The organism is Shinella sp. HY16 (assembly GCF_028534175.1).
Taxonomy (GTDB): Bacteria; Pseudomonadota; Alphaproteobacteria; order Rhizobiales; family Rhizobiaceae; genus Shinella.
Genome location: NZ_JAHYXL010000001.1, coordinates 2,140,384 through 2,163,470, shown reverse-complemented (window position 1 = coordinate 2,163,470; position 23,087 = coordinate 2,140,384). Strand labels below are relative to the sequence as shown.

The following is a 23,087-nucleotide window of genomic DNA, read 5'->3' as shown; positions in this document are numbered from 1 at the left end:
GCGCCTTGTTTCGGGGCGGAGGTTTCTCGGGGAGTGGAAGGCGGGAATGTCGTGAGATCGGATGGTGCGGCGCTGATCGGGGTCTATGGGGCTGCCTTGCTGGCGGTGTTGTTGTGGGGCGCCTCTCCGGTCGGCACCAAACTCGCGCTCGGCGAAGTTTCACCGCTCGGCGTGATGGCGATCCGCACGGTTGCTGGTGGTCTCGTTGGGCTGGTGCTTGCCCTCTTGCTTGGTATCAGACTTCCGCCGACGAACCGGGAGGTCGCCCAGGTCGCGCTTGCGGGATTTTGCGGCATGGTCGCCTTTCCAACGCTTTTTTCCTGGGGAATGCAGTCAACGTCCGCCACGCACGGCGCGATGATCCTTGCATGCATGCCGGTGACGACATCGGCGATCGCCTATGCGTCGGAAGGGCGATTGCCGTCCGGTCTCTGGTGGATCGGATCTGCCGTGGCCCTCGGCGGAGAAAGCCTGCTGGTGTTTGGGCGCGGGGGCGCCACGGATGGCGAGGCGACGCTGGGTGGCGATCTGCTTGTCCTCTCGTCGACGCTGTTCGCCTGCGGGGGATATGTCATCGGCGGGAACCTGCAGAAGCGCGGGTATCCGGCGCGCGCGATCACCTTCTGGGGCGCGGGCCTGTCGGCCTGCCTCCTTCTGCCGCTGACACCCTGGCTGCTCGGACCGGTCGATCCCACCCTGTGGAAGACGGCAACCTGGATGGCGTTGGCCTATCTCGCCTTCGGCGTCACCATCCTCGGCTATGTTCTCTGGTATTGGGCACTCGGCCAGGGCGGCGTCGGCCGCATGAGCCTCATGCAGTTTCTTCAGCCCGTATCCGGATTGACGCTGTCTGCCGCCCTGCTGGGCGATCGGATCGGCTTTTCCGTGATCATCGCCTCCGCCCTCATCGTCGCCGGAACCTTTGTCGCGACCATCGGGGCGCGGTCGGGTTGAGGGCGCCGAGATCGCTGAAGAAAGGACTGGGTCCCATGCGAAAACGATCCTCTGCCATCCGCACGGTTCGTGTCGCGGCGGAGGTCTTCGGGAGTGTGACGACGGAAAATGCCCGGGTGAACTCAGCGGGTGATGCGTTCGCCAGAGGCGCGGCGAGGGGAGAAGGTATTGATGGAACTGTCTCAAAACACAGATACGCTTGACGGGAGCTTGCGGTTTTCGGCGCATACGAGGGCAATCGCCAGCGAAGGGGCGGCCGGCTGGGCCATCGCCGATGCCGCGGCGGATGCGTTGGACCGCGGAGAAGATGTGGTCAGTCTTTGTCTCGGCGACACCTCCTTCGACACGCCCGTCAGGATTACCGATGCCGCGATCCGAAGCCTTCGGGCGGGGCGGACGCACTATGCACCGGTTCCGGGGACGCCGGAGCTTCGCAGGAACGTCGCCCGTGCCCAAAACCGTTTCGACCTTCAGGATTGGTCGGCCGATCAGGTGACGGTTTTCGCCGGCGCCCAGAACGCGCTTTTCGCCGCCATGATGACCGTCGCGGGGGCGGGGGACGAAGTGCTCTACCTGGAGCCCTGGTATGCGACCTACGAGGCAACCATCCGTGCCGGTGGCGCCATGGCGCGCCCGGTCAAACTATCCATGGACGCCGGCGGCGCGCGGCTTTCGAAGGAATCGATCTTGGCCCAGGTGACGGAGCGGACCCGGGCGGTCCTCCTCAATTCTCCCAATAATCCCGGCGGCTACGTGCTCGATCGCGCTGAACTCGAAGCCGTCGCCTCCGTTGCGGAACGGCACAACCTGTGGATCATCAGCGACGAGGTCTACCGGAATGCCGTCTTCGACGGGGCGTTCCTTTCCGCCGCGTCGCTGCCGGAGATCCGGGAGCGCACGATCATCGTGAACAGCCTGTCGAAATCCCATGCGATGACCGGCTGGCGCGTGGGGTGGACGCTGGGCCCATCCTCGGCCGCCGCCCATCTCCAGAACATGGCCCAATGCATGCTGTTCGGCTCGCCGACCTTCGTTCAGGATGCGGCGGCGGTCGCACTGGAGGCGGCGGGCGATGAGGACGTGTTGTTTTTCTCCAACGAACTGCGCCGCCGTCGCGACCTCATGAGTGCCGAACTTTCGCGGCTGCCGCAGCTGCGTTTCGTCCGGCCCGTGGGCGGAATGTTCTGTTTCGTCGATGTCTCTGCGACCGGGCTTTCGGGGACGCAATTTGCTGAACGCCTGTTCGCTGCGGAAGGCCTTGCTGTCGTGCCCGGCGTCGCATTCGGGCCCAACATGCACAGCTTCATTCGCCTCTCCTTTTCCGGATCAGAGGACCTGATTGCGAAGGGGCTGGGGCGTCTTCGTCGTTTTTGCGAGGCGCTTTGAGAACGCGGGATTCCGTCCGGATTTGCGTGGAATCCAGGCCCAGGAACCGTTTGACCCGGCCTCTCGCGGAGAATATCAGTCCGACGTGCCGAATCTGCGCAGCAGACCTGCCGTCGCGGAGAACAGAACGATCAGCGTGCCGTAGCCCAGCGTCGTCGCCGTCAGCCCGAACATGCCGACGGCGATGCCGGCGAGCAGGGTGGGGAGGCCGAAGGCGAGATAGCTCAGCGTGAACAGTGCGGCGAAGAGCTCACCGCGCTCGTCCGGCCGCACGACCGGGACGATCGACCGCAGCACGCCGTAGAAGCAGGTTCCGAAACCCGTTCCGGCGATCACCAGAGCCACAAGATAGGCGGGCAGCGATTGCCAGTTGATCGCCGCAAGCGTCAGCGCCGTTCCGATCGAAAGCGCCGAGGTTCCGTAAAGCGTCACCCGCCGCGAGGAATGTCCGCGTGCGATGTAGCAGGCAACCGCGCCGGCGGCGCAGAGCAGCACGATCACGCTCGCCTGCGTCACATGATCCTTCGCGCCGAAGACGTGCCGGACGATCGGTGCGCCGAGCGAGAGATAGAGCCCGCCCGTCGCCCAGCCCGCGATAACGGCGGGGGCGCTCCGCCAGAATGGTCTGGCGGCGGCGGCGGGTATGCCGACCCGCGGGCGAAGCGAGGCCCAGACACCTTCATGCCGTGGCGCGGTCTCCGGGATGAGCCAGATCGCAGCGGCAAACAGCGCATAGGCGACGACCAGCGTGCCAAACACATCCGCCTCCGCCATGTCGGTCGCATCCATCAGAATGCCGGCCGCAAGAGCCCCCACGGCGAGCCCGCCCAGCGGAACAACCGAGTTCCAGACCGCGGCGCTGCCCGGCCTGTCCCTCGGTTCGAGATCGACCACGGTTGCCGACAGCGCGGAGAGCAGCAGCCCCGCCGCGATGCCCTGCAAGGCGCGCGCCAGGATCAATCCGCCCACGTCGCCCGCCTGCCAGAACAGCAGCAGGCTCAGCGCCATCAGCGCAAAGCCGCCGGAGATCACCGGCCGCCGGCCGACATGGTCGGACAGCGATCCCGTGACGAGCAGCGAGGCCAGCAGCGCGACGGTGTAGACGGCGAAGATGCCGGTCAGCGTGGCCGCCGAAAAACCGATCTCCTGCTGCAGCAGCGGATAAAACGGCGAGGGCGCGCTGGCGCCGGCCATCATCACCGCCATGCCGGCAAGCGTGATGCGGAAGCCGGTTCGGCTGCGTAGCGGCGTGAAGAGCGTCGCATCGGTCACGGGGCACCTGATTGTTCGAATAATTTCGAACCAATATCTACTATCATTTCCACCATGGTTCAACTAAATTCGAACCATGGCGCCCGAGATACCAGAACTCCCGCATCCCGCCCGCAAGGATATGCGGCTGACCGACGTGCTCTTCGCGTTGAGTGATCCCGAGCGGCTGGCCATCGTGCGCCAGCTCGCCGACGGCCCGCTCGAGATGGCCCAATGTCATCTTTCCGACCCCTCGATGCCGAAGTCGACCAAGTCGCATCTGATGAAGGTGCTGCGCGAGGCCGGCATCATCCGCAATGAGCCATTGGGCCGCGGCCGCCGCCTCAGCCTCCGGCGCGACGACCTGGAGGCGCGGTTTCCGGGATTGATCGGTTCGGTGCTGTCCGCCTCCGCCGAGACATAGCCGACTATCCGGGACGGCGGCGCGAGATCCTCACGGTGTCCTGGTTCAGCGCAAACGCTCAGGGATTGCGGAGAATGCCCCGCAGGATCGTTTCGGTGATGGTGGTCGCTGCCTTTTCGTAGTCCTCGGCTTTCAGGCGCGACTTCTTCAGGGCGTCGGCGGCGACGGGTTCGAAGTCCGCGTAGAACTGCGTCGATGCCCACAGCATGACGAAGAGGTGGCGGGGATCGACCGGCAGCATCTTGCCGGCGGCAATCCAGCCCTCGACGACGGCCACATGCGCATCCGTGATCTGGCGCATGTGGTCGCGATCCTTCTTCTTCAGGAACCGCGCGCCCTGGATGATCTCGCTGGCGAAAAGGCGGGATTCCGCGATGTTCTTGCGCGTGTATTCGAGCTTTGCCTTGATGTAGAGCCGGAAGGCCTCCGCGGGCTCGCGTTCGGGCGAGATGTATTTCAGCGCATCGTCCCAGCTGGCGATGAGATGCGCGATGATCGCGGTGTAGATCTCCTCCTTGGAGGAGAAGTAGTAGTAGACATTGGCCTTCGGCAGGCCTGAAGCCTCCGCGATCTCGGCGATGCGCGTGCCGTCGAAGCCCTTGCGCGCGAAGACTTCGATCCCCGCCTTGATGATGAGGCGCATGTTGCGCTCGCGGATGCGCTCCTCGGGATCTTTAGCTGACCTTGCCATGTCGTTCCGCCTCCATCTCGCCGTCGCTTCGTACCAGGCAATCGTGCGTGGTGGCGGGATCGTCTGCGCAATTGCCGCGTTTTCCGGCGAAATGCAAGCGTTTCGATCTTTGCCAAAAGCTGACGTATTTGTCAGGAAAAATTGACCGAGTCGTCATTTTTTAACTTTTAGAAAGTTGACACTTTGGTCAAGTTTTGTCTAGTCTCCCCTTCAGTGGACGGAAGGGGAGGCCGAGATGTCGATGCGGTTGAGGGAGGCGATGGCGCAGACGCTTGCCGGCTGGGAAGGCGACCTGCCGCAGCTCTGGCGTGCCGCACTCGGCTCCGTCGGCGCGGATTTCGATCGTGTCGGCGGCGATCTCGAGCTGGAGGCGTGGGAGCCGATCTTTCCGGCCCGCCGTGGCAAGGTTTTTCCCGGCCAGCCGCCGGGGGCGCATATGCTCGCCGCCTTTGACGGCATTGCGCCGCGGGATGTGCGCTGCCTGATCCTCGGGCAGGATCCTTATCCTGAACCCGGTTTCGCAACGGGCCGCGCCTTCGAGGCCGGCAATCTTGCTGGCTGGGGTGAGCTGGACAAGATGTTCTCGAAGAGCATCCGCGCCTATATGCAGCTCATCGCGGCCGCGCGCCTCGGCGATGAAAGCCTCGCACGGGATTTCGGCCGATGGCCGGATGTGCGCCATCTGCTGTGTGATCCGGCGGGGGTGTTCGAGGCACCCAGCCTGATTGCCGACCGCTGGGTGAGGGAGGGTGTCCTCCTGCTCAACGCATCGCTGACGCTCTCCCGTTTTCGCGTCGATATCGATCCGCACCAGTCGCGCGGGCATCTGCCCTTCTGGCGGCCGTTGATGCTGCGCGTGGTCGAAACGCTTCTGGCGCGGGACGCGCCCGTCGTCTTCCTGGGTTTCGGCGCGGCTGCCGCCGATATCTTTGCCGCGGCCGGTGTCGGTGAGGGGCGTGAGGGCCATGTCGCCTATGTCCAGCGCGCGCATCCCGCTTTTGCCGATGATGTGCTGGGCCGGGAAAATCCGTTCCTTCTGTGCAATTCCTACCTGGAGGCGATGGGCGGCCAGCCTGTCGCATGGTGATCCATGGCGTCTGCCCCGGAATATGATTTCATCATCGTCGGCGCGGGGTCGGCCGGCTGCGTTCTTGCGAACCGCCTGTCGAAGAACCCGGCGAACCGTGTGTTGCTGATCGAGGCGGGCGGCAAGGATCGTAATCCGCTGTTCCGGCTGCCGATGCTGATGGGCAAGCTGTTCCATTCGGGCATCTACAACTGGCATTATCACACGGAGCCCGAGCCCTACCTTAACGGCCGCTCGCTCTACTGGCCGCGCGGCAAGGTGCTGGGCGGGACCTCGACCATCAACGGCATGATCTACGTGCGCGGCAATCGCCACGATTATGACCGCTGGTCGCAGCTCGGCTTGCCCGGCTGGTCCTATGACGAGGTGCTGCCGGCATTCCGGCGCTCCGAGACCCATATCCAGCGCAAGGATGCGTTCCACAGCGCAGACGGCGAACTGACCGTCTGCCGGGCCCGTGGCCACAATCCGCTGATGGACGTGTTCTGCGAGGCGGGCCTGCAGGCCGGCTACCCGGACAACGACGATTTCAACGGCGCCACCCAGGAAGGGTTCGGCCGCTACGACTTCACCATCCGCAAGGGAAAGCGCTGGTCGACGTCCTGGGCCTTCCTGCGCCCCGCGCTCGATCGCAAGAACCTGACCGTGCTGACGGGGGCGGAAACGACGCGCCTCGTCATCGAAGACGGCCGGGCATGCGGCGTCGACTATGTCAGGGACGGTCGGTCGGGGCGCGCCCATGCGGGGCGTGAGGTCATCCTGTCCGCGGGCGTCGTCAATTCGCCCAAGGCCTTGCTCCTCTCGGGCATCGGGCCGGCCGACGAGCTGCGCGCACTCGGCATCAAGCCCGTGCTCGATCTTCCGGGTGTCGGCAAGAACCTTCAGGATCATGTCGACTGCGTCATGAGCTGGGAATGCCGGGAGCCGATCACCCTGTTCGGCGACCTGCGTGCCGACAAGCTCATACCGGCCGTTGCCCAGGGCATGCTGTTCGGGGAAGGCATCACGACGACCTTTCCCTACGAGGCTGGCGCTTTCATCCGCTCGAACGATGGTCTCGTCGCGCCGGACATCCAGCTGCATTTCATGCCGGCGCTGGAAAAGACGGCCAACCTGCACTTCCCCAATCCGTTCCGCAAGAAACAGGCGGTGGAAGCCAACCACGGATTCACGATCCGTGTCGGCCCCGTCAATCCGGTGAGCCGCGGCGAGATCACGCTGCGGTCGGCCAATCCCGCCGACAAGCCGAAGATCCTGGCTAACTACCTGCGCGACGAGTTCGACATTCGCACGATGATCGACGCCATCCGGCTGACCCGGGACATCGTCGGCCAGAAGGCTTTCGACCGATACCGCGGCAAGGAGCTCGCGCCCGGGCCGGAGGCGCTTGACGATGCGGCGCTGACACGCTGGCTTCGTGCAACGGCCATGACGACCTTCCATCCGGCGGGAACGGCGAAGATGGGCAACGATCCCATGGCCGTGGTGGACGCGCGGCTCAAGGTCCGCGGCATCGAGGGGCTGCGCGTCGCCGACGCCTCGATCATGCCGATCATCTCGAGCGGCAACACCAATGCACCGGCCATCATGATCGGCGAGAAATGCGCCGAGTTCATCCTGAACGCAGAAGGAGCGATCCGATGATCCTCGAACACCGCACCTATACCTTCAAGCCCGGTACGGTCGATAAGTGGATGAAGAAATACGAGGCTGACGGCCTGCCCGTGCAGAAGCGCCACCTCAACACCTTTGTCGGCCTCTATTCCTCGGAACTCGGCACCCTTCACACCACGGTTCTGATGTGGGCCTACGACAGTCTCGCCGACCGCGAGGCGCGCCGGACGGCGATGTATGCCGACCCCGACTGGCAGACGTTCATCTCCGAGGTCTGGGCGCTGGACGCGATCCAGAAGCAGGAGGTGATGATCATGAACCCGGCCTCCTACTCGCCTCCTCTTTGAGGCGGCAACCGATGCGCAGCAGGGCCTGCGCGTCGGTGAATGCGCATGCGAAACGACAATCGATAAAAGAGGGAACCACCATGACAGACAAGACTGGGGCCAATGCACAGCACAGGATGCATCGCCGCACATTCCTGCAGGCGAGCGCAGGCGCCGCGGCGCTTGGCTTTGCAGCCAGCATCGTGCCCGAATTCGCCCGCGCCTCCGGCGGACTGGTCGCGCTCGTTCATACGCAGGCGGCCGGCGACAACGGTCCGGTGGACCAGATGATCGCCAAGCTCAAGCAGCTTTCGGAGGAAAAGGGCTTCGAGTACCGCGCCATCTACGCGCAGGATCCGGCGACCTACGAGACCATCTACCGCACGCTTGGCGATGCAGGAGCTGCGATCATCGTCTCGACCTTCAACGAAGTGGCCGAGCCCTTCAAGGCGCTGGCGCCGTCCTATCCCAACACCAAGTGGATCCAGCTTTTCGGCGACCCCTTCGAACCGGCGATCCCGAACGTGGTGACCGTTTCCTACGACTACTATCTCGGTTGCTATCTTTCGGGCGTCTTTGCCGCCAGGATGACCTCGACCGGAAAGACCGGCTTCATTGGCGGCGTCTCGATTCCCCCGCTCAATGCCGATTTCAACGCATTCAAGGCTGGCGTGCACTCCATCCGGCCGGATGCCAGCGTCGTCGCCGCCTTTGCGGGCTCGTTCCAGGATCCCGCCAAGGGGCAGGAAATCGCCACCCAGATGTACAATGACGGCATCGACTACATCCAGACCGATGCGGCGGCCACTGATGGCGGCATCATCGCTGCGGCCAATGAAAAGGAAGGTCGCATGGTGAGCTGCCTTGCGCCCGGGCAGTACGAGCTCGGTCCGAAGTCGCTCATCTCCATCGTCAGCCTCGATTTCGGCGTCTCGCTCTACAATGAGGTCACCAAGGCCGTCGGCTCCGACTGGAAGGGCGGCACGCATGAGCATACGGGCCTCGGCACCGGCGTCATCGATTTCATTCCTTCGCCTGTTTTCGCCGAGCAGGGACCGGCAGATCTCAATGCGAAGGCGAAGGAAGCGCTCGTTGAGGTCGACAAGGTTCGGGCGGGCATTCTGGACGGATCCATCAAGGTCCCGTTCAACACAACGCTTTGAGCCTCCGGCGCCGGCCCATCGGGCCGGCGTGGAGCCTTGACGGACAATCGGCATCGGCCGTCCCCGAGGGATGGTCGCGGGAGGTTCGCGGCTCGTCTCCAGCCCTGTTGACGGACGTGAACCTCTGCTCTCGTTGGGAACCGTATCATGCCCAATCTTCCGAAGTCGGCCCTGGAGTGCCGCGACGTCACCGTGAAGTTCGGTGACGTGACGGCTCTGTCGGAGGTTTCAGCCTCCTTCGCTCCGGGCCAGATCCATGCCGTCGTGGGCCAGAACGGCGCCGGCAAGACGACCTTCGCCCGTGTCGCCGCCGGCCTCGTGCGGCCGACTTTCGGTGCCGTCGACGTGATGGGGCAGGAAATCCGCACGGGGCAGGTCAGGGAAAGCCGCGCCGCGGGCGTGGAACTCGTCCACCAGAGTTTTGCCCTGCCGCCGTCCTTCACCGTTGCCGAGGCCATGGAGTTCGGGGCGACGGGCAAGGGCGGCATCTACAGCCGCAAGGCGCTTGCGGAGAAATGGCGGCCGCATCTTGCCGGGCTCGACGTTCAGGTCGATCTCAACCGGCGGATCCGCGACCTGCCGATCGAGACGCAGCAGGGCATCGAGATCGCGCGTGCGCTGGTGACGGATGCGCGCGTGCTCATTCTCGACGAGCCGACGGCGGTGCTGTCGCCGGCGGGCATCGACATGCTGTTTTCCCGCGTTCGACGCCTCAAGGCGCGTGGTGTCACCGTCATCCTCATTCTGCACAAGATCCGTGAGGTGCTCGGTATCGCGGATACGGTCACGGTGCTGCGCGGCGGCCGGAAGGTGGAGGGGCCGCTTCCGATCGCCGAGGTCCCGGCCGAGCGGCTGGCCAACCTGATCGTCGGCGATGCGGTGGCCAGGACGCTCGATGGGCACGACCGCGACGCCCTGGTCGGAACGAAATCCCCGGCCGGCGGGGATGCCGACCAGCCGTCCCAGGCAAAAGGCCCTGCCGTCTTGTCGATGAAGGCCGTTTCCACCCGGCCGGACAGCGAGGGCATCGCACTCGACACGATCGACCTTGATATCCGTCCGGGCGAAATCGTCGGCATCGCCGGTGTTGAAGGCAACGGGCAGAAGACACTGGTCCGGGCGATTTCCGCCCTCGCGGACCTCGACGGCGGCTCGATCGCTCTCGCCGGGCAGGACGTGACCCGCCAGCCGCTTGCCGCCCGCCGTGCGATCGGTCTCAGGATCATTCCCTTCGAGCGCAACGTGGAAGGCCTCAGCCTTACCAGTTCGCTCTGGCAGAACTGGAGCGCGCGGGACCTGCTGCAGGGCAGTCTGCTCAAGGTCATCCGGCCCGCGGTCATCCGCGAGGCGTGCGACCGCTCGCTCAAGGCATGGAGCGTGCACTACCACAATTGCGGGCAGAGGGCCGGCTCGCTCTCCGGCGGCAACGCACAGAAGGTGATCCTCGCGCGCGAGGTCGATCCGGCCGCGCGGCTGATCATCGCCGCCCAGCCGACACGCGGCCTCGACATCGGCGCGACCGCCTTCGTGTGGCAGGCGCTGAGGCAGGCCCGCGACCGCGGTGCCGCCATCCTGCTCATCTCGTCGGATCTCGATGAGCTGTTCGATATTTCCGACCGCGTCGTGGTGATGTTGTCGGGACGGCTGAATGGGGAGTTCCGCGCGCCCTTCGACATCGGGTCGGTGGGGGCTGCCATGACCGGCGCTGCTGTGAGGGCAAACGCATGAAAGACAGCCTTATCACCGTCCTCCGCAGTCTGGTCTTCGTCATCTTCGCGCTCGTGCTCTGCGCACTCGTCTTCCAGCTTGCCGGCTACAACGCACCCGTCATGCTCTGGGCGGTGCTCGACGGGGCGTTCCTGCGCAGTGGCGCGATCGAACAAAGCCTCCGGTGGGCGCTGCCGCTGTTCATCACGGCAGTCGGCGTCGGCATTTCCTTCCGGGCGGGGTTCTTCAACATCGGCGCGCAGGGCCAGTTCTATGTCGGCGCGATCTGCGCCGCGTTTGCGGCCGAGGCGCTGAAGGGCGGGCCTGCCGTCCTGGTCATTCCCGCACTGCTGCTTGCCGGCATGCTGGGCGGCGCCCTCTGGGCTCTCTGGCCGGGTCTGCTGCGCCTTCGCTCCGGCACCGACGAGGTCATCACCACGCTGATGGGCAACTTCATGGCAGGCCTGCTTCTGGTCTATGTCACCGCGGGACCGCTCAAGGATCCCTCGGGTTCCGGCCAACAGGCATCGAGCCGGCCGCTCGATGCGGCCTACCGCATTTCCGATTCCCTCGGCCTCTCCCCGACCATCATTGCCATCGCGGCCATCGTCGGCATCCTGATGTGGCTGCTGGTGAACCGGACCGCCTTCGGGGTGCTGGCGAGCCTTGCCGGCCGCAACGGCACGATGGTCGAGTGGCAGGGGGCACGGCTCTGGAAGCTCGGCCTGTCCAGCTTCCTCATTTCCGGGGCGCTGGCGGGCCTTGCCGGCACGATCGAATTCATGGGGCCGAACGGCCGTATCGCTTCGGGCTTCCTGCCGGCGCATGGCTTCACGGCGATCCTCATCGCGCTCGTCGCCAATCTCTCCGTTGTCGGAACGGCGGTGGCAGCCGTGTTCTTCGGCGGCCTTGCTTCCGCGGCGCTCTACCTGCCGATCATGGCGGGGCTGCCAGCGGCGGCCATCGACATCATCAATGCAGCGATCGCGCTGTTCATTACGGCACGGTCGAAGCTTGTCGACAGGGTGCTGCGTTTTGGAGGGCGTTCGTCATGAACGAGATCATCATCGCCATCCTGCGTTCCGGAACGCCGCTGATCTACGTCACGCTCGCCGGCGTCATCGCCCAGCGGGCAGGGGTCTGGAACCTCGGCCTTGAAGGCCTGATGATCATCGGCGCCTGTGCCACGATCCTCGGCATCATGCTTACCAAATCCGTGGCGGCGGCCATCCTCATCGCCATCCTTGCCTGTGTGCTGGCGTCGGTGCTTCTCTGGTTCGTCATCGACAGGCTGAAGGCCAACCCCATCATCGCCGGCCTCGGGTTGACGGGGCTCGGTGTCGGCGGCACGGCACTCGCCGTCCAGTCGATCTTCGGCAGCCAGGCGACCGTTACGGCCCCGTTCGGCATTCCCAAGCTCGGGCCGGCCTTCGGCACCTACGGAGTGCTGTCGATCTCTGTGGCCGCCATGCCCTTCGTCGTCTTCGCCATGTGGGTCCTGCTGCGGCGAACACGTTTCGGCCTTCGGCTCGCAGCTTGCGGCGAGCACCCCTTTGCCGCCCGTGGGGTCGGCGCCAACCCGTCGCGCATGCGGCTCGTGGCGCTTTCGATCGGCGGGGTTCTGTGCGCGATCGGCGGTGCGGAACTTGCCGCCGGGAGCCTGCAGTTCTTCGCCCAGGGCATGACCGCCGGGCGTGGATTCATGGCCTTCGCCGCGGTCATCTTCGGAGCCGCTCATCCGGTGGGCGCGACCTTCGCCGCGCTCTTCTTCGCGGTGGTCGGGGCGATCGGCATCCGCGCCCAGCTCATGTTCGGCGACAGGATCCCGCACGATCTTCTGCAGGCGCTGCCCTATCTCGCCACCGTCTTCGGCGTCTGGCTTTCCGGCAAGCTGCGCGGCGGGGCGAAAGCGGCAAGTTCCTTCGCCGAACTGCGGGACCAATAGGAGGCATCATGATGTTCGCACAACGCCATCCGATCCGGGACGTCTGTATCCTGGTCACCGATCTCGAGGCATCCATCCGCTTCTACACGCAGAAACTCGGCTTCAAGCTCCAGCATCGCGCGCCGGGCTTCGCCGACTTCATCGGTGCGGGCCTGACGCTTGCGGTGTGGGACCGGGCGCATATCGAGACGCATGCCAATGTGTGCGTGCCGAAAGGGTCGGCCTCGGCCGTGCTCGTCGCGGTAAGGCTCGACAGCCCGGCCGATATCGATGCGCTCCATGCGGACCTTGCGACGGAGGGCGTGGTCTTCGTCGGGCCGCCGGCCGACTATCCCTGGAATGCTCGCTGCCTCTATTTCCACGGGCCGGACGGCGAGACCTGGGAGCTTTACGCGTGGCTGGAAGGCGGCGCGCCGGGCAAGGTGGCGGCATGATGCGCAAGCTCATCATCCTCACCGATCCCGGGCAAGACCAGGCCGCTGCAATCCTGATGATTCTCGGCCAGCGGCAGGCCTTCGACGTGCTCGGCCTCGTCGCGACGGCCGGCAACATCAATCTGGAGCATACGGTCACCAATTGCCTGAAGCTGATGGAACTGGCCGGTCGGCCGGATGTTCCTGTCTTCGCCGGTTGCCCGCATCCGATCATCCGCCCGCTGGTCATGGCCGAGCATGTGCATGGTCCGACGGGTCTTGATGGCCCGGACCTGCCGCCGCCATCCATCAAAGCCCGGGAGAAACACGGTGTCGATTTCATCATCGATACCGTCCGCGCCCATCCCGGGGAGATCACCATCTGTGCGCTCTCGCCCGTGACGAACCTCGCGATGGCCCTGCGCAAGGCGCCTGACATTGCCGGAAAGATCCGCGAGGTCGTCGCGATGCTCGGCGCTTATTTCGAGGTCGGCAACATAACCCCGACCGCGGAGTTCAATTGCTATGTCGACCCCGAAGCCGCCGATATCGTGCTGAGGGCCGGCATCAGGACGACGCTGCTGCCGCTCGACGTGACGCACCGGATGCGCTCGACGCGTGCGCGGCTCGATGCGATGCGGGCGCTTGCCAACCGCTGCGGGGTGGCGACGGCGGAGATGCTGGAATTCTCCGAGACCTTCGATCTGAAAAAATATGGCTGGGACGGCGCGCCGCTGCATGGGCCCTGCGTGCCCGCTTTCATGCTGGCGCCGGAGATGTTTTCGGGGCGTCAGATCAATGTCTCCGTCGAACTCAACGGCACTTTGACGGCCGGCATGACGGTCGCCGACTGGTGGCAGATCACCGACCGGCCGAAAAACGTGTTCTATGTCCGCGACGGCGATCCCGCCGCCTACTACGATCTCCTGCTGCAATCCCTCGGAAACCTGCCATGAGCGAGACGCTGATCCGCAACGCGACGATCGTCGCCATGGACGCAGAGCATGGTTCGGCTCCCTTTTCCGGCGATATCCTCATCGACGGTGCGACCATCAAGGCGGTCGGCGGAACGATCGCCGCTGGGCCGGGCGCACGCATCGTCGAGGGGCGCGGCAAGCTGGTCATGCCCGGGCTCGTCAACGCGCACACCCATTCCAGCGAGACTTTCCTTCGCGGTCGCTACGAGCGCATGCCGCTCGAGATCTGGCTGCTCTATGCCTATCCGTTGCTGATGAACGACCCGATCGGCGAGCGGCTGCTCTATCTGCGCAGCCTGCTGCTGGCGATGGAATCGCTGCGCAACGGCGTCACCACCTTTTGCGACGACTTCTTCGACCCGCCAAGGCACGACCTAGACCGGCTTGCCACGGTGTTCCGGGCCTATGAAGATGCCGGCATTCGCGCCAATGTCTCGAGCGCCGTGATGAATGTGCACACGCTCGACGCCTTGCCCTTCGCGCGCGAGGTGATGCCCCCTGAACTGCAGGCGCGTCTCGATTTCGGGCCCCCGATGACTGCGGGCGCCTATATGGATTACTGCCGTTCCGCCTTCTCCAGCCTGCACGGCAAGGCGGGCCGATTGAACTTCATGATCGCCCCCTCGGCGCCGCAGCGCTGCACGCCCGATCTCATGGCCGCCTGCATGGACCTTGCGGTCGCACGGCATGTGCCCTTCCATACCCATATTCTCGAGACGAAGACGCAGGCCGTGACGGGCCCGGTGCTGCATGGCAAGTCTCTCATCGCCTACATGCACGATCTCGGTCTCCTGAAGCGCAACACGACCATTGCACACTCCGTCTGGGTCAGCGACGAGGACATGCGGCTGATGGGGGACGCGGGCGTCTCCGTCGCGCACAATGCCGTGTCGAACCTGAAGCTCGGCGCAGGCATCGCCCCGATCCGCCGTCTGCTCGATGCCGGTGTGACGGTCGGGCTCGGCACCGATGGTGTTTCCTCGAACGACACGTCGCGCATCTTCGACGTCATGCGCGTTGCCGGCCTCGTGCACAGTGCCGCCGGACCCGACCACGAGAAATGGGTGGCGGCGCATGAAATCCTGACCATGGCGACGATCGGTGGCGCGAAGACGGCCATGCTGGAGGAGGTGACGGGCTCGCTGGAGGTCGGCAAGGCGGCCGATCTCCTGATTCTCGATCTGAAGACCTACCCCTTCATGCCGCTCAACGATGTCGCCAAACATCTGGTCTATTCGGAAAACGGATCCTCGATCGAAACGGCGATGGTCGCCGGACGGATCGTTATGCAAGGCGGACGTCTGACCACGGTGGATGAAACGGCCGTCTTTGACGAGGTTGCCGCGCTGGTGCCGGCCTATCTTGCCGAGCATGCCGAGCTCGAGCGTCGCAACGCGGTCTTCGAACCTGTTATGGCCGAAATCCATCGTAGGGCGACGGGGATGGACATTGCCATCAACCGCTATCAGGGCGATGGCGGTTGATCAGCGCTTCGAGCCGACAGGGCTGAGCTTTTGCAAGATCTCCCGTAGTGCCGGCATGCGCCAGACCGGCTCGAAGCATTCGCCGACATTGGCGGTGACGGGCAGGGCGACACGGCAGCCGGTGCTGACGATGGTCAGCGAGATGGTGTGCTTTCACGCCGTAGGAAACGTCTCTTCCTTTTCGGAGAAAAGCCGGGAAGCCCGCCCGCGTGGCGGAGCCGCACGGGCGGGGTCTGAGAGGAGGCGGAGCCTGCCTCGCTAGAGCGTTTCCGCTTTTCTTCGAATTGCGAAAACGCACTATCTGTTTGTTTTTACGCAATTCCTGACGCAAGAACGCTACGCACTTTTGCTGGAATTGCTCTAGATCCCAGATCCGTCGAGCTGTTGGGCGTCTTCGCCCTCCCAGGGCGCGGGTGCGGAGGCCCGGCTGAGGCTGGCCGAGGGCATCGGCATCCAACACTTCAGCTCCGGTTCGGCATATTCGATGACGCGGCCGGGGGAGGAGTCGGAGGCGCGCCAGCCTTCTGCGCCGAAGCGGTCGCCATTCGCCCAGTAGGCGACGTCGACTTCCGCCGGTCCCTGTTCGGACGAGCGCACGGTGACGAGAATCCGGCTACCGTCTCGCGGCGCGCTTGCCATGTGGCGCCACCGGTCTGGTTCGTCCATTGGTTTTCCTCCTGCCTTCTCAAGGACTGAAGTGTCGCTGCGCCGTCGAAAGCGGTCAACCCAAACTTTGCACAACCCTGCCTCTTTCCATCGGCAATTGGGGTTGCCGCGCGCAGCGATAAACTGGTTGTGATATGAAACCGGTTAGCCTAGTCTGTCGTTGATTGCCAGTGCGATCGGAACCAGGCGAACGTGCCGATCGGCAGAGGAGGCGGCAGTGGCGAAGCTGGTGTTTGGAATGAACCAGTCCCTGGACGGTTATGTCGATCATACGGCCTTCGCGCCAAGCCCAACGCTCTTCCGGCACTTCATCGAAGAGGCCCGCGGGCAGACCGGCAGCATCTACGGCAGCCGCATATACGAGATCATGCGCTACTGGGATGACGAACACCCCGAATGGGGCGCGGACGAGCATGCCTTCGCCGTGGCATGGCGGAGGCAGCCGAAATGGGTCGCGTCGCAGTCGCTGCAGTCTGTCGGGCCCAATGCTGCACTTCTCGGCGATGACCTTGAGGCGGCGATCCGTGCCTTGAAGGCCGAACATGAAGGGGAGATCGAGGTGGCCGGTCCGCATCTTGCAAAGAGCCTCGGCGACCTTGGTCTGATCGACGAATACCGTATCTACCTGCATCCCGTCGTGCTCGGTCGCGGCACGCCCTATTTCGCCGGTCCCCGGCCACCGCTCCGCTTTGTGGCGAGCGAGAGGATTTGCGAGGACGTGATCCGGCTGACCTACGTTCCTGCCTGATCGGGGATATGCCGGAGGGGAAACGCGTCCGGCAACCGACACCAACGCGTGCCCCGTCAGGGGCACGCGCGCGTCCGGTCCCGGTGGTTCGGGCCTACTTGCTTGCGCCAAGAACCGCATCGACATTCTCCGCGGTGACGGCGAGCCACGGCACATAATAGTGTTGCTCCTTGCCGCCGTTCCAGGCGAGCTTTCCACCATTCACATCCCAGACGGCGGCGCGGGGCTTGTAGCTTTCCCCGGCCAGCTTGCTGAGGGCGAGGTCGATGGCACCCTGGGCCTGACCGCTGGCATCCTGAAGGATGGACATCTGCTGTTCGCCGCGCTTCACGGCCTCCAGCGCGTCCTTGATGCCGTCGACGCCGGCAACGGGGACGCTCTTGGGATCGAGGCCATGGTTGCGGATGCCTTCGATGGCGCCGACGGCCATCTCGTCATTTTCCGCCAGAACGCCCTGTACATCCTTGCCGTGCGCGGTGAGCACGTTTTCCATGAGCGTGATGGCCTCCGCGCGCGACCAGTTGGCCGTGTTCTGCTCCAGGACGGTGACGCCCGGATTGTCCTTCAGCACCTTCTGAATGCCTTCGAGGCGCTGGACCTGTGCAGACTGGCCGAGCATGCCTTCCAGGATGACGATCTTGGCGTCCGGTCCGGCCTTGTCGATCACGGCCTTTGCCAGAAGCTCGCCCGCCTCGACGTCGTTCGAGTTGATATAGGCGTCGTAGAGCGCGGTGTTGGAGACGACGGTGTTCGAGCCGAACACCGGAATTCCGGCGGCCTTCGCGCGCTCGATCGGTTCGTTGCCGGCATCGATGTCGACGGGGATGAAGACGATGGCGTCGTACTTTTCCGTAATCGCCGTGTCGAACAGGTTGGACTGCGTCAGCACGTCCTGGCGGCCGTCGAGGATCGTCAGCGTCGCCGTGCCGTCGGAAAGGGCGGGATGCGCCTTGGCGGCGTCGGCCCAGAGCACGTTGTATTCGGTGTTGAGGCTCTGAACGATGGCGGCGATCTTCAAGGCTTCGGCGTGAGCGGCCGAACTGGAAAAGCCGGTGGCAAGGCAAAGGCCTGCTGCGGCGCCAAAAAGCGAACGTCGGGTCATTTTCATAGTGCAATTCCTCCAGTTGCAGGCGGCGATGGCCGCGTTCCAGGTGTCATTCGCTCCGCGCGCGGGAGCGGTCGATCAGCACCGCGAGGACGATGATCGAACCCTTGATGATCTGCTGGTAGTATGAGGACACCCCCATCAGATCGAGACCGTTGCTGATCATGCCGATGATCAGCACCCCGACGAGCGTGTAGCCGATACGGCCGATGCCCCCGGTGAGACTTGTTCCGCCGATGACGACGGCGGCGATGGCGTCGAGTTCGTAGCCGATGCCGGCTTGCGGCAGGGCCGAGGTGGTGCGTGCGGTCAGCATGACGCCGGCAAGACCCGCGAGTGCACCCATGATCACGTAGACCGAGAAGACGATGCCGTTCGTGTTGATGCCGCTGGTCTTGGCGCTGCGCGGATTGCCGCCGACCGCATAGATCCGGCGCCCGTAGACCGTGTAGCGAAGCACGATCGCGGCAATGGCGAAGACGATGGCGAAGATGATGACCGGCACGGGAATGCCGAAGACCAGGCCCTGGCCGAGCCAGCGGAATTCTGGGCTGAGATTGGGGATGGGGCGGCCGCCGCTGTAAAGCAGCGTCGCGCCGCGCGCCACGCTCAGCATGCCGAGCGTGGTGACGAATGCCGGCACCTTGAAATAGGCGATGATGCCGCCGTTGACGACGCCGCAGGCGGCGCCGGTGGCGATGCCGGCAAGCACCGCGATTGCCGGGTTGAACGCATCCGCGCCGGTAACCAAGCTTGCGGCCACCGCGCCGGCCAAGGCCAGCAGCGAACCGATCGACAGGTCGATCCCCGCGGTGAGGATGACATAGGTCATTCCGACCGCCAGCACGCCGTTGATCGACACCTGCCGAAGGACATTGAGCAGATTGTTCGTCGACAGGAAGTTGGACGAGGCTAGGGACAGGATGATGAAGAGCAACACGAACGAGATCACGATGCCGTAGCGGGCGATCAGCGTTCCGATCTGGATATCGCGCTTGAGAGCGTCGGTGGAATTCATGGTGGTCTCCTCCACGAGCGATGCGTCCGGTCAGGATGCCAGGTGGACTAGGGTTTCTTGGGTGGCGTCGGGGCCGGAGACTTCGCCCGCGATCCGGCCGCGGTGGAAGACGATGATGCGGTCGGCATTGCCCAGGATCTCGGGCACTTCCGACGAGATCATCAGCACCGCGTTGCCCGCTTTGACGAAGCTTTCGAGGAAGGCGTAGATTTCGCGCTTGGCGCCCTCGTCGACGCCGCGGGTCGGCTCGTCGCAGATCAGGATGCGCGGATCGGTATCGATGCAACGCGCCAATACGACCTTCTGCTGGTTGCCCCCGCTCAGCGATTGCACCGGCAGGTCGGCGGAAGCGGTCTTGATCGAGAAGCACTTGATGTGCGCGCGGACGCTGCTAGCCTCCGCCGCACCTTTCAGGAAGCCGCCGCGCGTATAGTGCGGAAGGTTCGCCACGGTGATGTTGTGCGCGACGGAGGCGGTCAGCGACAAGCCCGTCTGCTTGCGGTCCTCCGTCACCAACGAGATACCGGCACGGATGGAATCGGCCGGCGTTCGCAGGTCGGTCGGTTTGCCGTCGATCAGGACCTCGCCCGCATCGCGCGGTTCGTTGCCGTAGAGGGCGTTCACGAACTCGCTGCGACCGGAGCCGAGCAGGCCGTAGAGGCCGACGATCTCGCCGGCATGCAGGGTCACGTTGATATCGCTGAACCGGTTCTTTGCCGAGAAACCGCGGGCCTCCAGCAAGGGTTTTTCGGTGTCGAAGGATTTTGGCTCACGGCGGTGATCCAGCAGGTCCCGGCCGACGATCGACCGGATGAGACCCTTGCGGTCGATATTCGATATGGCTCCGCCCTCGACGAAGCGGCCGTCGCGGAAGACGGTATAGTCATCAGAGATTTCGAAGATTTCCGTCAGGCGATGGGAAACGTAGATGATGCCGACGCCCTCGGCCGTCAGGGTACGGATCGCGTCGAAGAGCATCTGCGTTTCGCGTTCGCCGATGGCCGATGTCGGCTCGTCCATGATCAGGATGTCGCTGCGCCGGCTGATCGCCTTGGTGATCTCGACGAGTTGCGACTGGGCAACGGAGAGATCGCGCAGCCGGGCGCTGGCCGGGATGTCAAACTTGAGGCGCGCGAGGATATCCTCGGCCTCCGCGCGCATGCGCCGGTCGTCGACGAAGAAACGGCCGCGCCGCTGCTCCCTGCCGAGATAGAGGTTCTCGGCCACGGTCATGTCGAGAAACGGGCTGAGCTCCTGTGTGATGATGGCGACGCCTGCATCGAGCGCGTCGGCCGGCGATCCGAATTCGACCTCCCTGCCGCGGATGGAGACCCTTCCCGAATCGCGTCGCAGCAGCCCCATCAGAATGCCGAGGAAGGTCGATTTGCCGGCGCCGTTGCCCCCGCAGAGCGCGTTCACGGTGCCGGCCCGCAGCGTGATCCGCCCATCGATGAGGGCGGGAACCTTGTTGAAGGTTTTTGAGAGGTTCAGGGCCTGCAGCAAGGGCGGCGGTGTGTCGCCCCCGTCTTGCAAAGTCGGTTCATTCGCAACCATTGCGCTCCTCCTGCATGGTCGCCCGCCTCAAGGGCGGGAATTTGTCGATGTGTGGGGAGAGGCCGGCCTTCGGGCGGCAGAAGCGGGGGCGCTTTAACGCGCCCGCTGATGATGTCAGCCCTCCCGGCAGCCGGCGAAATCGCGCTCGCCATGCACACCACCTAACGCAAAAAAATTGGCGACGCAAGGTTTGTTGCTTAAACATGCAAATTATATCGGATGAATGACCGTTTTGGTTGTTGCGTCTGGTGGTCTTTCTCGATCATGAAGGTGGATTTTATGATTTTTACGCACTTTCCAGGATATTGAACCGCTTTTAGGCATTTTTATCCCAAAAATATTTGTTGCGTAAAAATACTAATAGAGATAGCCATGTCGCCAACGAAGCGACTTTGCGGAGGAAATTGTGATGCGTCGACTGGGTATTCATTCATTTGTTTGGACGGGCGGCCAAACCCAGGAGGGGCTTGAGATGGCCCTGCGCAAGACCGCCGAGCACGGCTATCGCGCGATCGAATTCGCCTATCTGCGACCGGAGAAGTTCGATCTCGATCACCTGGCGAAGCTCGCTCAGTCCCTCGATGTCGAGATCGGCGTGACGATGGGGCTTCCGATCGATCGCGACGTTTCGAGTGAGGATCAGGCCGTCGTTGCCGGCGGCAAGGCGATGCTGGCGGACGCCGTGCGCGCCGTGCGCGACATCGGCGGCACCAAGCTTGGCGGTATTCTCTATTCCGCGCACACCAAATACGGTCGGCAGCCGACGAAGCGCGGCTGGGACAACAGCGTCGCGGCGATTGCCGGAACGGCCGAGACAGGCAAAGCCGCAGGCGTCGATATCGTTCTCGAGATCGTCAACCGCTTCGAGACCAACCTTCTCAACACGACCGCCCAGGGCCTGAAGTTCATCGCGGACACCGGCTCGGATCATGTGCGCCTGCATCTCGACACGTTCCACATGAACATCGAGGAGGCCAATCCCGCCGCAGCCATCCGGCTTGCAGGCGACAAGATCGGGTACTTCCACATCGGCGAAAGCAATCGCGGCTATCTTGGGGACGGTGTCATCGATTTCGATGCGATCTTCGACGCGCTCCTCGACATCGATTACAAGCGCGACATCGTGTTCGAGAGTTTTTCCACAGCGGTGGTCGATGAGGGGCTGTCGCTCGTCTGCGCCATCTGGCGTGATACCTGGACACAGAACGACCCGCTGGCGGCTCATGCCAAGGGTTTTATCGAGATGAAGCTCGAAGAGGCCAAACGCCGCCGGGCAACGAACGCCCGGCCCTAAAGGCTCTTCTAGCAACGTGCTTTGTCCGTGTAGGGTCGAGGCGGGTTCATTCGGGGGGATCGGGAGATGAGCGACATCGTTTCCATCGGCAGCACGCCGCGCCGCATTCGGCAGAACAACATCGTGGCCGCGCTGCAGGCGATCTACAGCAACCGCTGCATGAGCCGGGCGGAGCTGGCGCGGCAACTTGCCATGAACCGCTCGTCCTCGGGGCAGATCGTGGCGGAGCTGACGGGAAGCGGTTTCGTCGAGGAGATCGATGGCGACGGCCCCGACCGCGCCGGCCAGGCCCGTGCCGGGCGGCCGGGGATCATGCTCCAGCTCGTGCCCGATGCCGCCTTCTTCATCGGCGTCGAAATCGGTGTCGAGCACATTTCGACGACCGTCGTCGACCTTGCCGCCCAGGTTCGGCTCTATCGGAGCGAGGCGTTTGACACGGTCTCCTCGACCGTCGAGGCTGCGATGCAGCAGGCGATCGAGATGGTCGTCGGTGCCATGGACCCGGGCATGCTTGCCCGGTGCAGGGGGCTCGGGATATCGACCCCCGCGCATATCGGACCGGACGGGGTCGTTGCGCTGGCGCCGATCATCGGATGGCGAAACGTGCCGCTCGGGCAGATCGCCCGCGATGCCGTTCCGGTTCCCATGCCCGTTGCGGTCGAGAACGATGCCAATGCCTTTGCGATCGGCGACAGCTACCGGAACGGCCGGGCGGGCGTCACGCTCTTCCTTTCGATGGAGACCGGCATCGGCGGCGGGATCATGATCGATGGCAAGCTCTTTCGCGGCGGCCATGGCCTTGCGGGCGAGATCGGTCACATCCTGGTGCCCGGCAGCGGCGGGCAGAAGTTCGAGCAGCTGATCGGGCGTGAGGCACTCGTGGCACGCTATCGCGCGGCGACCGGTTCGGCGGCGCCCGGACTGCACGCTTTCATCGCGGATGTGCGCGACCGTGTTCCCGCCGCCGTGAACATTGCCGAAGACTGGTCGCGGTATCTCGCCTGCGCCCTGCTGCAGGCATGCCGCCTCATCGATCCCGAGCGGATTGTGCTCGGGGGATCGGTGGCCGGGCTCTATCCGCTGGTCGCGGCCCGCGTAGCCGCGCATATGGCGGAGGGGCAGAGCACGCTGTTCCCCGCGCCGGAGATTTCCGTCGACGACACGGAAATCGGCCCCGCCTTCGGGGCGGCCTGCATGCTGCATCAGCGCTTCCTGTCGCTCGAAAATGAAGACCTCGGTGCCGATGATCCGGCGCTGCAACGCTCAACCGCCACCTAGGC

At 64.3% G+C, this 23,087-nt stretch carries 22 protein-coding genes; 16 read left to right on the top strand and 6 right to left on the bottom strand.

What is annotated here, in order from left to right; genetic code table 11:
- Nucleotides 1-51: 51 nt before the first annotated feature.
- Together K0P03_RS10895 and K0P03_RS10890 are read left to right on the top strand one after the other, a co-directional pair.
- Nucleotides 52-954 carry a DMT family transporter gene (locus tag K0P03_RS10895; RefSeq protein ID WP_272789582.1) on the top strand — a complete coding sequence of 301 codons (903 nt, stop codon included), beginning with the start codon at nucleotides 52-54 and terminating at the stop codon, nucleotides 952-954.
- Between the two features lie 171 nt (nucleotides 955-1,125).
- A complete protein-coding gene (locus K0P03_RS10890) occupies nucleotides 1,126-2,340 on the top strand; it encodes a pyridoxal phosphate-dependent aminotransferase (protein ID WP_272789581.1) in 1,215 nt (404 codons plus the stop codon).
- Between the two features lie 75 nt (nucleotides 2,341-2,415).
- Here K0P03_RS10890 and K0P03_RS10885 read toward each other — a convergent pair whose 3' ends face one another.
- Nucleotides 2,416-3,612, bottom strand: coding sequence for an MFS transporter (locus K0P03_RS10885; protein ID WP_272789580.1), 1,197 nt, complete (start codon nucleotides 3,610-3,612; stop codon nucleotides 2,416-2,418).
- Nucleotides 3,613-3,733: 121 nt separating this feature from the next.
- Between K0P03_RS10885 and K0P03_RS10880 the strand changes: the two genes are divergently transcribed.
- The gene (locus tag K0P03_RS10880; RefSeq protein ID WP_272816000.1) at nucleotides 3,734-4,015 is read left to right on the top strand and encodes an ArsR/SmtB family transcription factor; all 282 of its coding nucleotides are present in this window, start codon (nucleotides 3,734-3,736) and stop codon (nucleotides 4,013-4,015) included.
- Between the two features lie 58 nt (nucleotides 4,016-4,073).
- Here K0P03_RS10880 and K0P03_RS10875 read toward each other — a convergent pair whose 3' ends face one another.
- On the bottom strand, nucleotides 4,074-4,706 hold the full coding sequence (locus tag K0P03_RS10875; RefSeq protein ID WP_130515480.1) for a TetR family transcriptional regulator C-terminal domain-containing protein: 633 nt from the start codon (nucleotides 4,704-4,706) through the stop codon (nucleotides 4,074-4,076).
- 259 nt (nucleotides 4,707-4,965) lie between these two features.
- Here K0P03_RS10875 and K0P03_RS10870 point away from each other — a divergent pair, with 259 nt between their 5' ends.
- From K0P03_RS10870 to K0P03_RS10825, 10 genes are all read left to right on the top strand, one after another.
- Nucleotides 4,966-5,793, top strand: a complete 828-nt coding sequence (locus K0P03_RS10870; protein ID WP_050743345.1) for a uracil-DNA glycosylase — start codon at nucleotides 4,966-4,968, stop codon at nucleotides 5,791-5,793.
- 3 nt (nucleotides 5,794-5,796) lie between these two features.
- A complete protein-coding gene (locus K0P03_RS10865; RefSeq protein WP_272789578.1) occupies nucleotides 5,797-7,437 on the top strand; it encodes a GMC family oxidoreductase in 1,641 nt (546 codons plus the stop codon).
- Nucleotides 7,434-7,754 (top strand): NIPSNAP family protein, encoded by a 321-nt coding sequence (locus tag K0P03_RS10860; RefSeq protein ID WP_023512230.1) that lies wholly within the window; start codon nucleotides 7,434-7,436, stop codon nucleotides 7,752-7,754. Before K0P03_RS10865 ends, K0P03_RS10860 begins: the two co-directional genes overlap by 4 nt.
- A gap of 116 nt (nucleotides 7,755-7,870) precedes the next feature.
- Nucleotides 7,871-8,896, top strand: a complete 1,026-nt coding sequence (locus K0P03_RS10855; protein WP_037407166.1) for a BMP family ABC transporter substrate-binding protein — start codon at nucleotides 7,871-7,873, stop codon at nucleotides 8,894-8,896.
- A gap of 147 nt (nucleotides 8,897-9,043) precedes the next feature.
- Entirely contained in the window at nucleotides 9,044-10,624 is a 1,581-nt protein-coding gene (locus K0P03_RS10850) for an ABC transporter ATP-binding protein (RefSeq protein ID WP_272789576.1), read from the top strand.
- Nucleotides 10,621-11,658: an ABC transporter permease gene (locus K0P03_RS10845; protein ID WP_023513622.1), complete on the top strand. Its 1,038-nt coding sequence runs from the start codon at nucleotides 10,621-10,623 to the stop codon at nucleotides 11,656-11,658. Before K0P03_RS10850 ends, K0P03_RS10845 begins: the two co-directional genes overlap by 4 nt.
- Nucleotides 11,655-12,548, top strand: a complete 894-nt coding sequence (locus tag K0P03_RS10840) for an ABC transporter permease (protein ID WP_023513621.1) — start codon at nucleotides 11,655-11,657, stop codon at nucleotides 12,546-12,548. Before K0P03_RS10845 ends, K0P03_RS10840 begins: the two co-directional genes overlap by 4 nt.
- 8 nt (nucleotides 12,549-12,556) lie before the next feature.
- Nucleotides 12,557-12,982, top strand: coding sequence for a VOC family protein (locus K0P03_RS10835; RefSeq protein WP_023513620.1), 426 nt, complete (start codon nucleotides 12,557-12,559; stop codon nucleotides 12,980-12,982).
- Entirely contained in the window at nucleotides 12,979-13,917 is a 939-nt protein-coding gene (locus K0P03_RS10830; RefSeq protein ID WP_272789575.1) for a nucleoside hydrolase, read from the top strand. Before K0P03_RS10835 ends, K0P03_RS10830 begins: the two co-directional genes overlap by 4 nt.
- Nucleotides 13,914-15,422: an amidohydrolase family protein gene (locus K0P03_RS10825; protein ID WP_272789574.1), complete on the top strand. Its 1,509-nt coding sequence runs from the start codon at nucleotides 13,914-13,916 to the stop codon at nucleotides 15,420-15,422. The genes K0P03_RS10830 and K0P03_RS10825 overlap by 4 nt, the downstream gene beginning before the upstream one ends.
- Before the next feature lie 360 nt (nucleotides 15,423-15,782).
- On the opposite strand, the gene K0P03_RS10820 is transcribed toward K0P03_RS10825, so the two are convergent.
- Nucleotides 15,783-16,088: a hypothetical protein gene (locus K0P03_RS10820; protein ID WP_023513617.1), complete on the bottom strand. Its 306-nt coding sequence runs from the start codon at nucleotides 16,086-16,088 to the stop codon at nucleotides 15,783-15,785.
- A gap of 217 nt (nucleotides 16,089-16,305) precedes the next feature.
- On the opposite strand from K0P03_RS10820, the gene K0P03_RS10815 reads away from it, so the two are divergent.
- Nucleotides 16,306-16,836: a dihydrofolate reductase family protein gene (locus K0P03_RS10815; RefSeq protein ID WP_272789573.1), complete on the top strand. Its 531-nt coding sequence runs from the start codon at nucleotides 16,306-16,308 to the stop codon at nucleotides 16,834-16,836.
- A gap of 94 nt (nucleotides 16,837-16,930) precedes the next feature.
- On the opposite strand, the gene K0P03_RS10810 is transcribed toward K0P03_RS10815, so the two are convergent.
- Genes K0P03_RS10810 through K0P03_RS10800 form a run of 3 tightly spaced genes read right to left on the bottom strand, consistent with a single transcriptional unit; the run spans nucleotide 16,931 to nucleotide 20,513 of the window.
- Entirely contained in the window at nucleotides 16,931-17,944 is a 1,014-nt protein-coding gene (locus K0P03_RS10810) for a substrate-binding domain-containing protein (protein WP_272789572.1), read from the bottom strand.
- 46 nt (nucleotides 17,945-17,990) lie between these two features.
- Nucleotides 17,991-18,959: an ABC transporter permease gene (locus tag K0P03_RS10805; protein WP_130515494.1), complete on the bottom strand. Its 969-nt coding sequence runs from the start codon at nucleotides 18,957-18,959 to the stop codon at nucleotides 17,991-17,993.
- A gap of 30 nt (nucleotides 18,960-18,989) precedes the next feature.
- The gene (locus K0P03_RS10800; protein ID WP_272789571.1) at nucleotides 18,990-20,513 is read right to left on the bottom strand and encodes a sugar ABC transporter ATP-binding protein; all 1,524 of its coding nucleotides are present in this window, start codon (nucleotides 20,511-20,513) and stop codon (nucleotides 18,990-18,992) included.
- A 409-nt stretch (nucleotides 20,514-20,922) separates the two neighbouring features.
- On the opposite strand from K0P03_RS10800, the gene K0P03_RS10795 reads away from it, so the two are divergent.
- On the top strand, nucleotides 20,923-21,807 hold the full coding sequence (locus tag K0P03_RS10795; protein WP_037409430.1) for a sugar phosphate isomerase/epimerase family protein: 885 nt from the start codon (nucleotides 20,923-20,925) through the stop codon (nucleotides 21,805-21,807).
- Nucleotides 21,808-21,873: 66 nt separating this feature from the next.
- Complete coding sequence (locus K0P03_RS10790; RefSeq protein WP_272789570.1) at nucleotides 21,874-23,085, top strand: ROK family protein; 1,212 nt, start codon at nucleotides 21,874-21,876, stop codon at nucleotides 23,083-23,085.
- Nucleotides 23,086-23,087 lie beyond the last annotated feature (2 nt).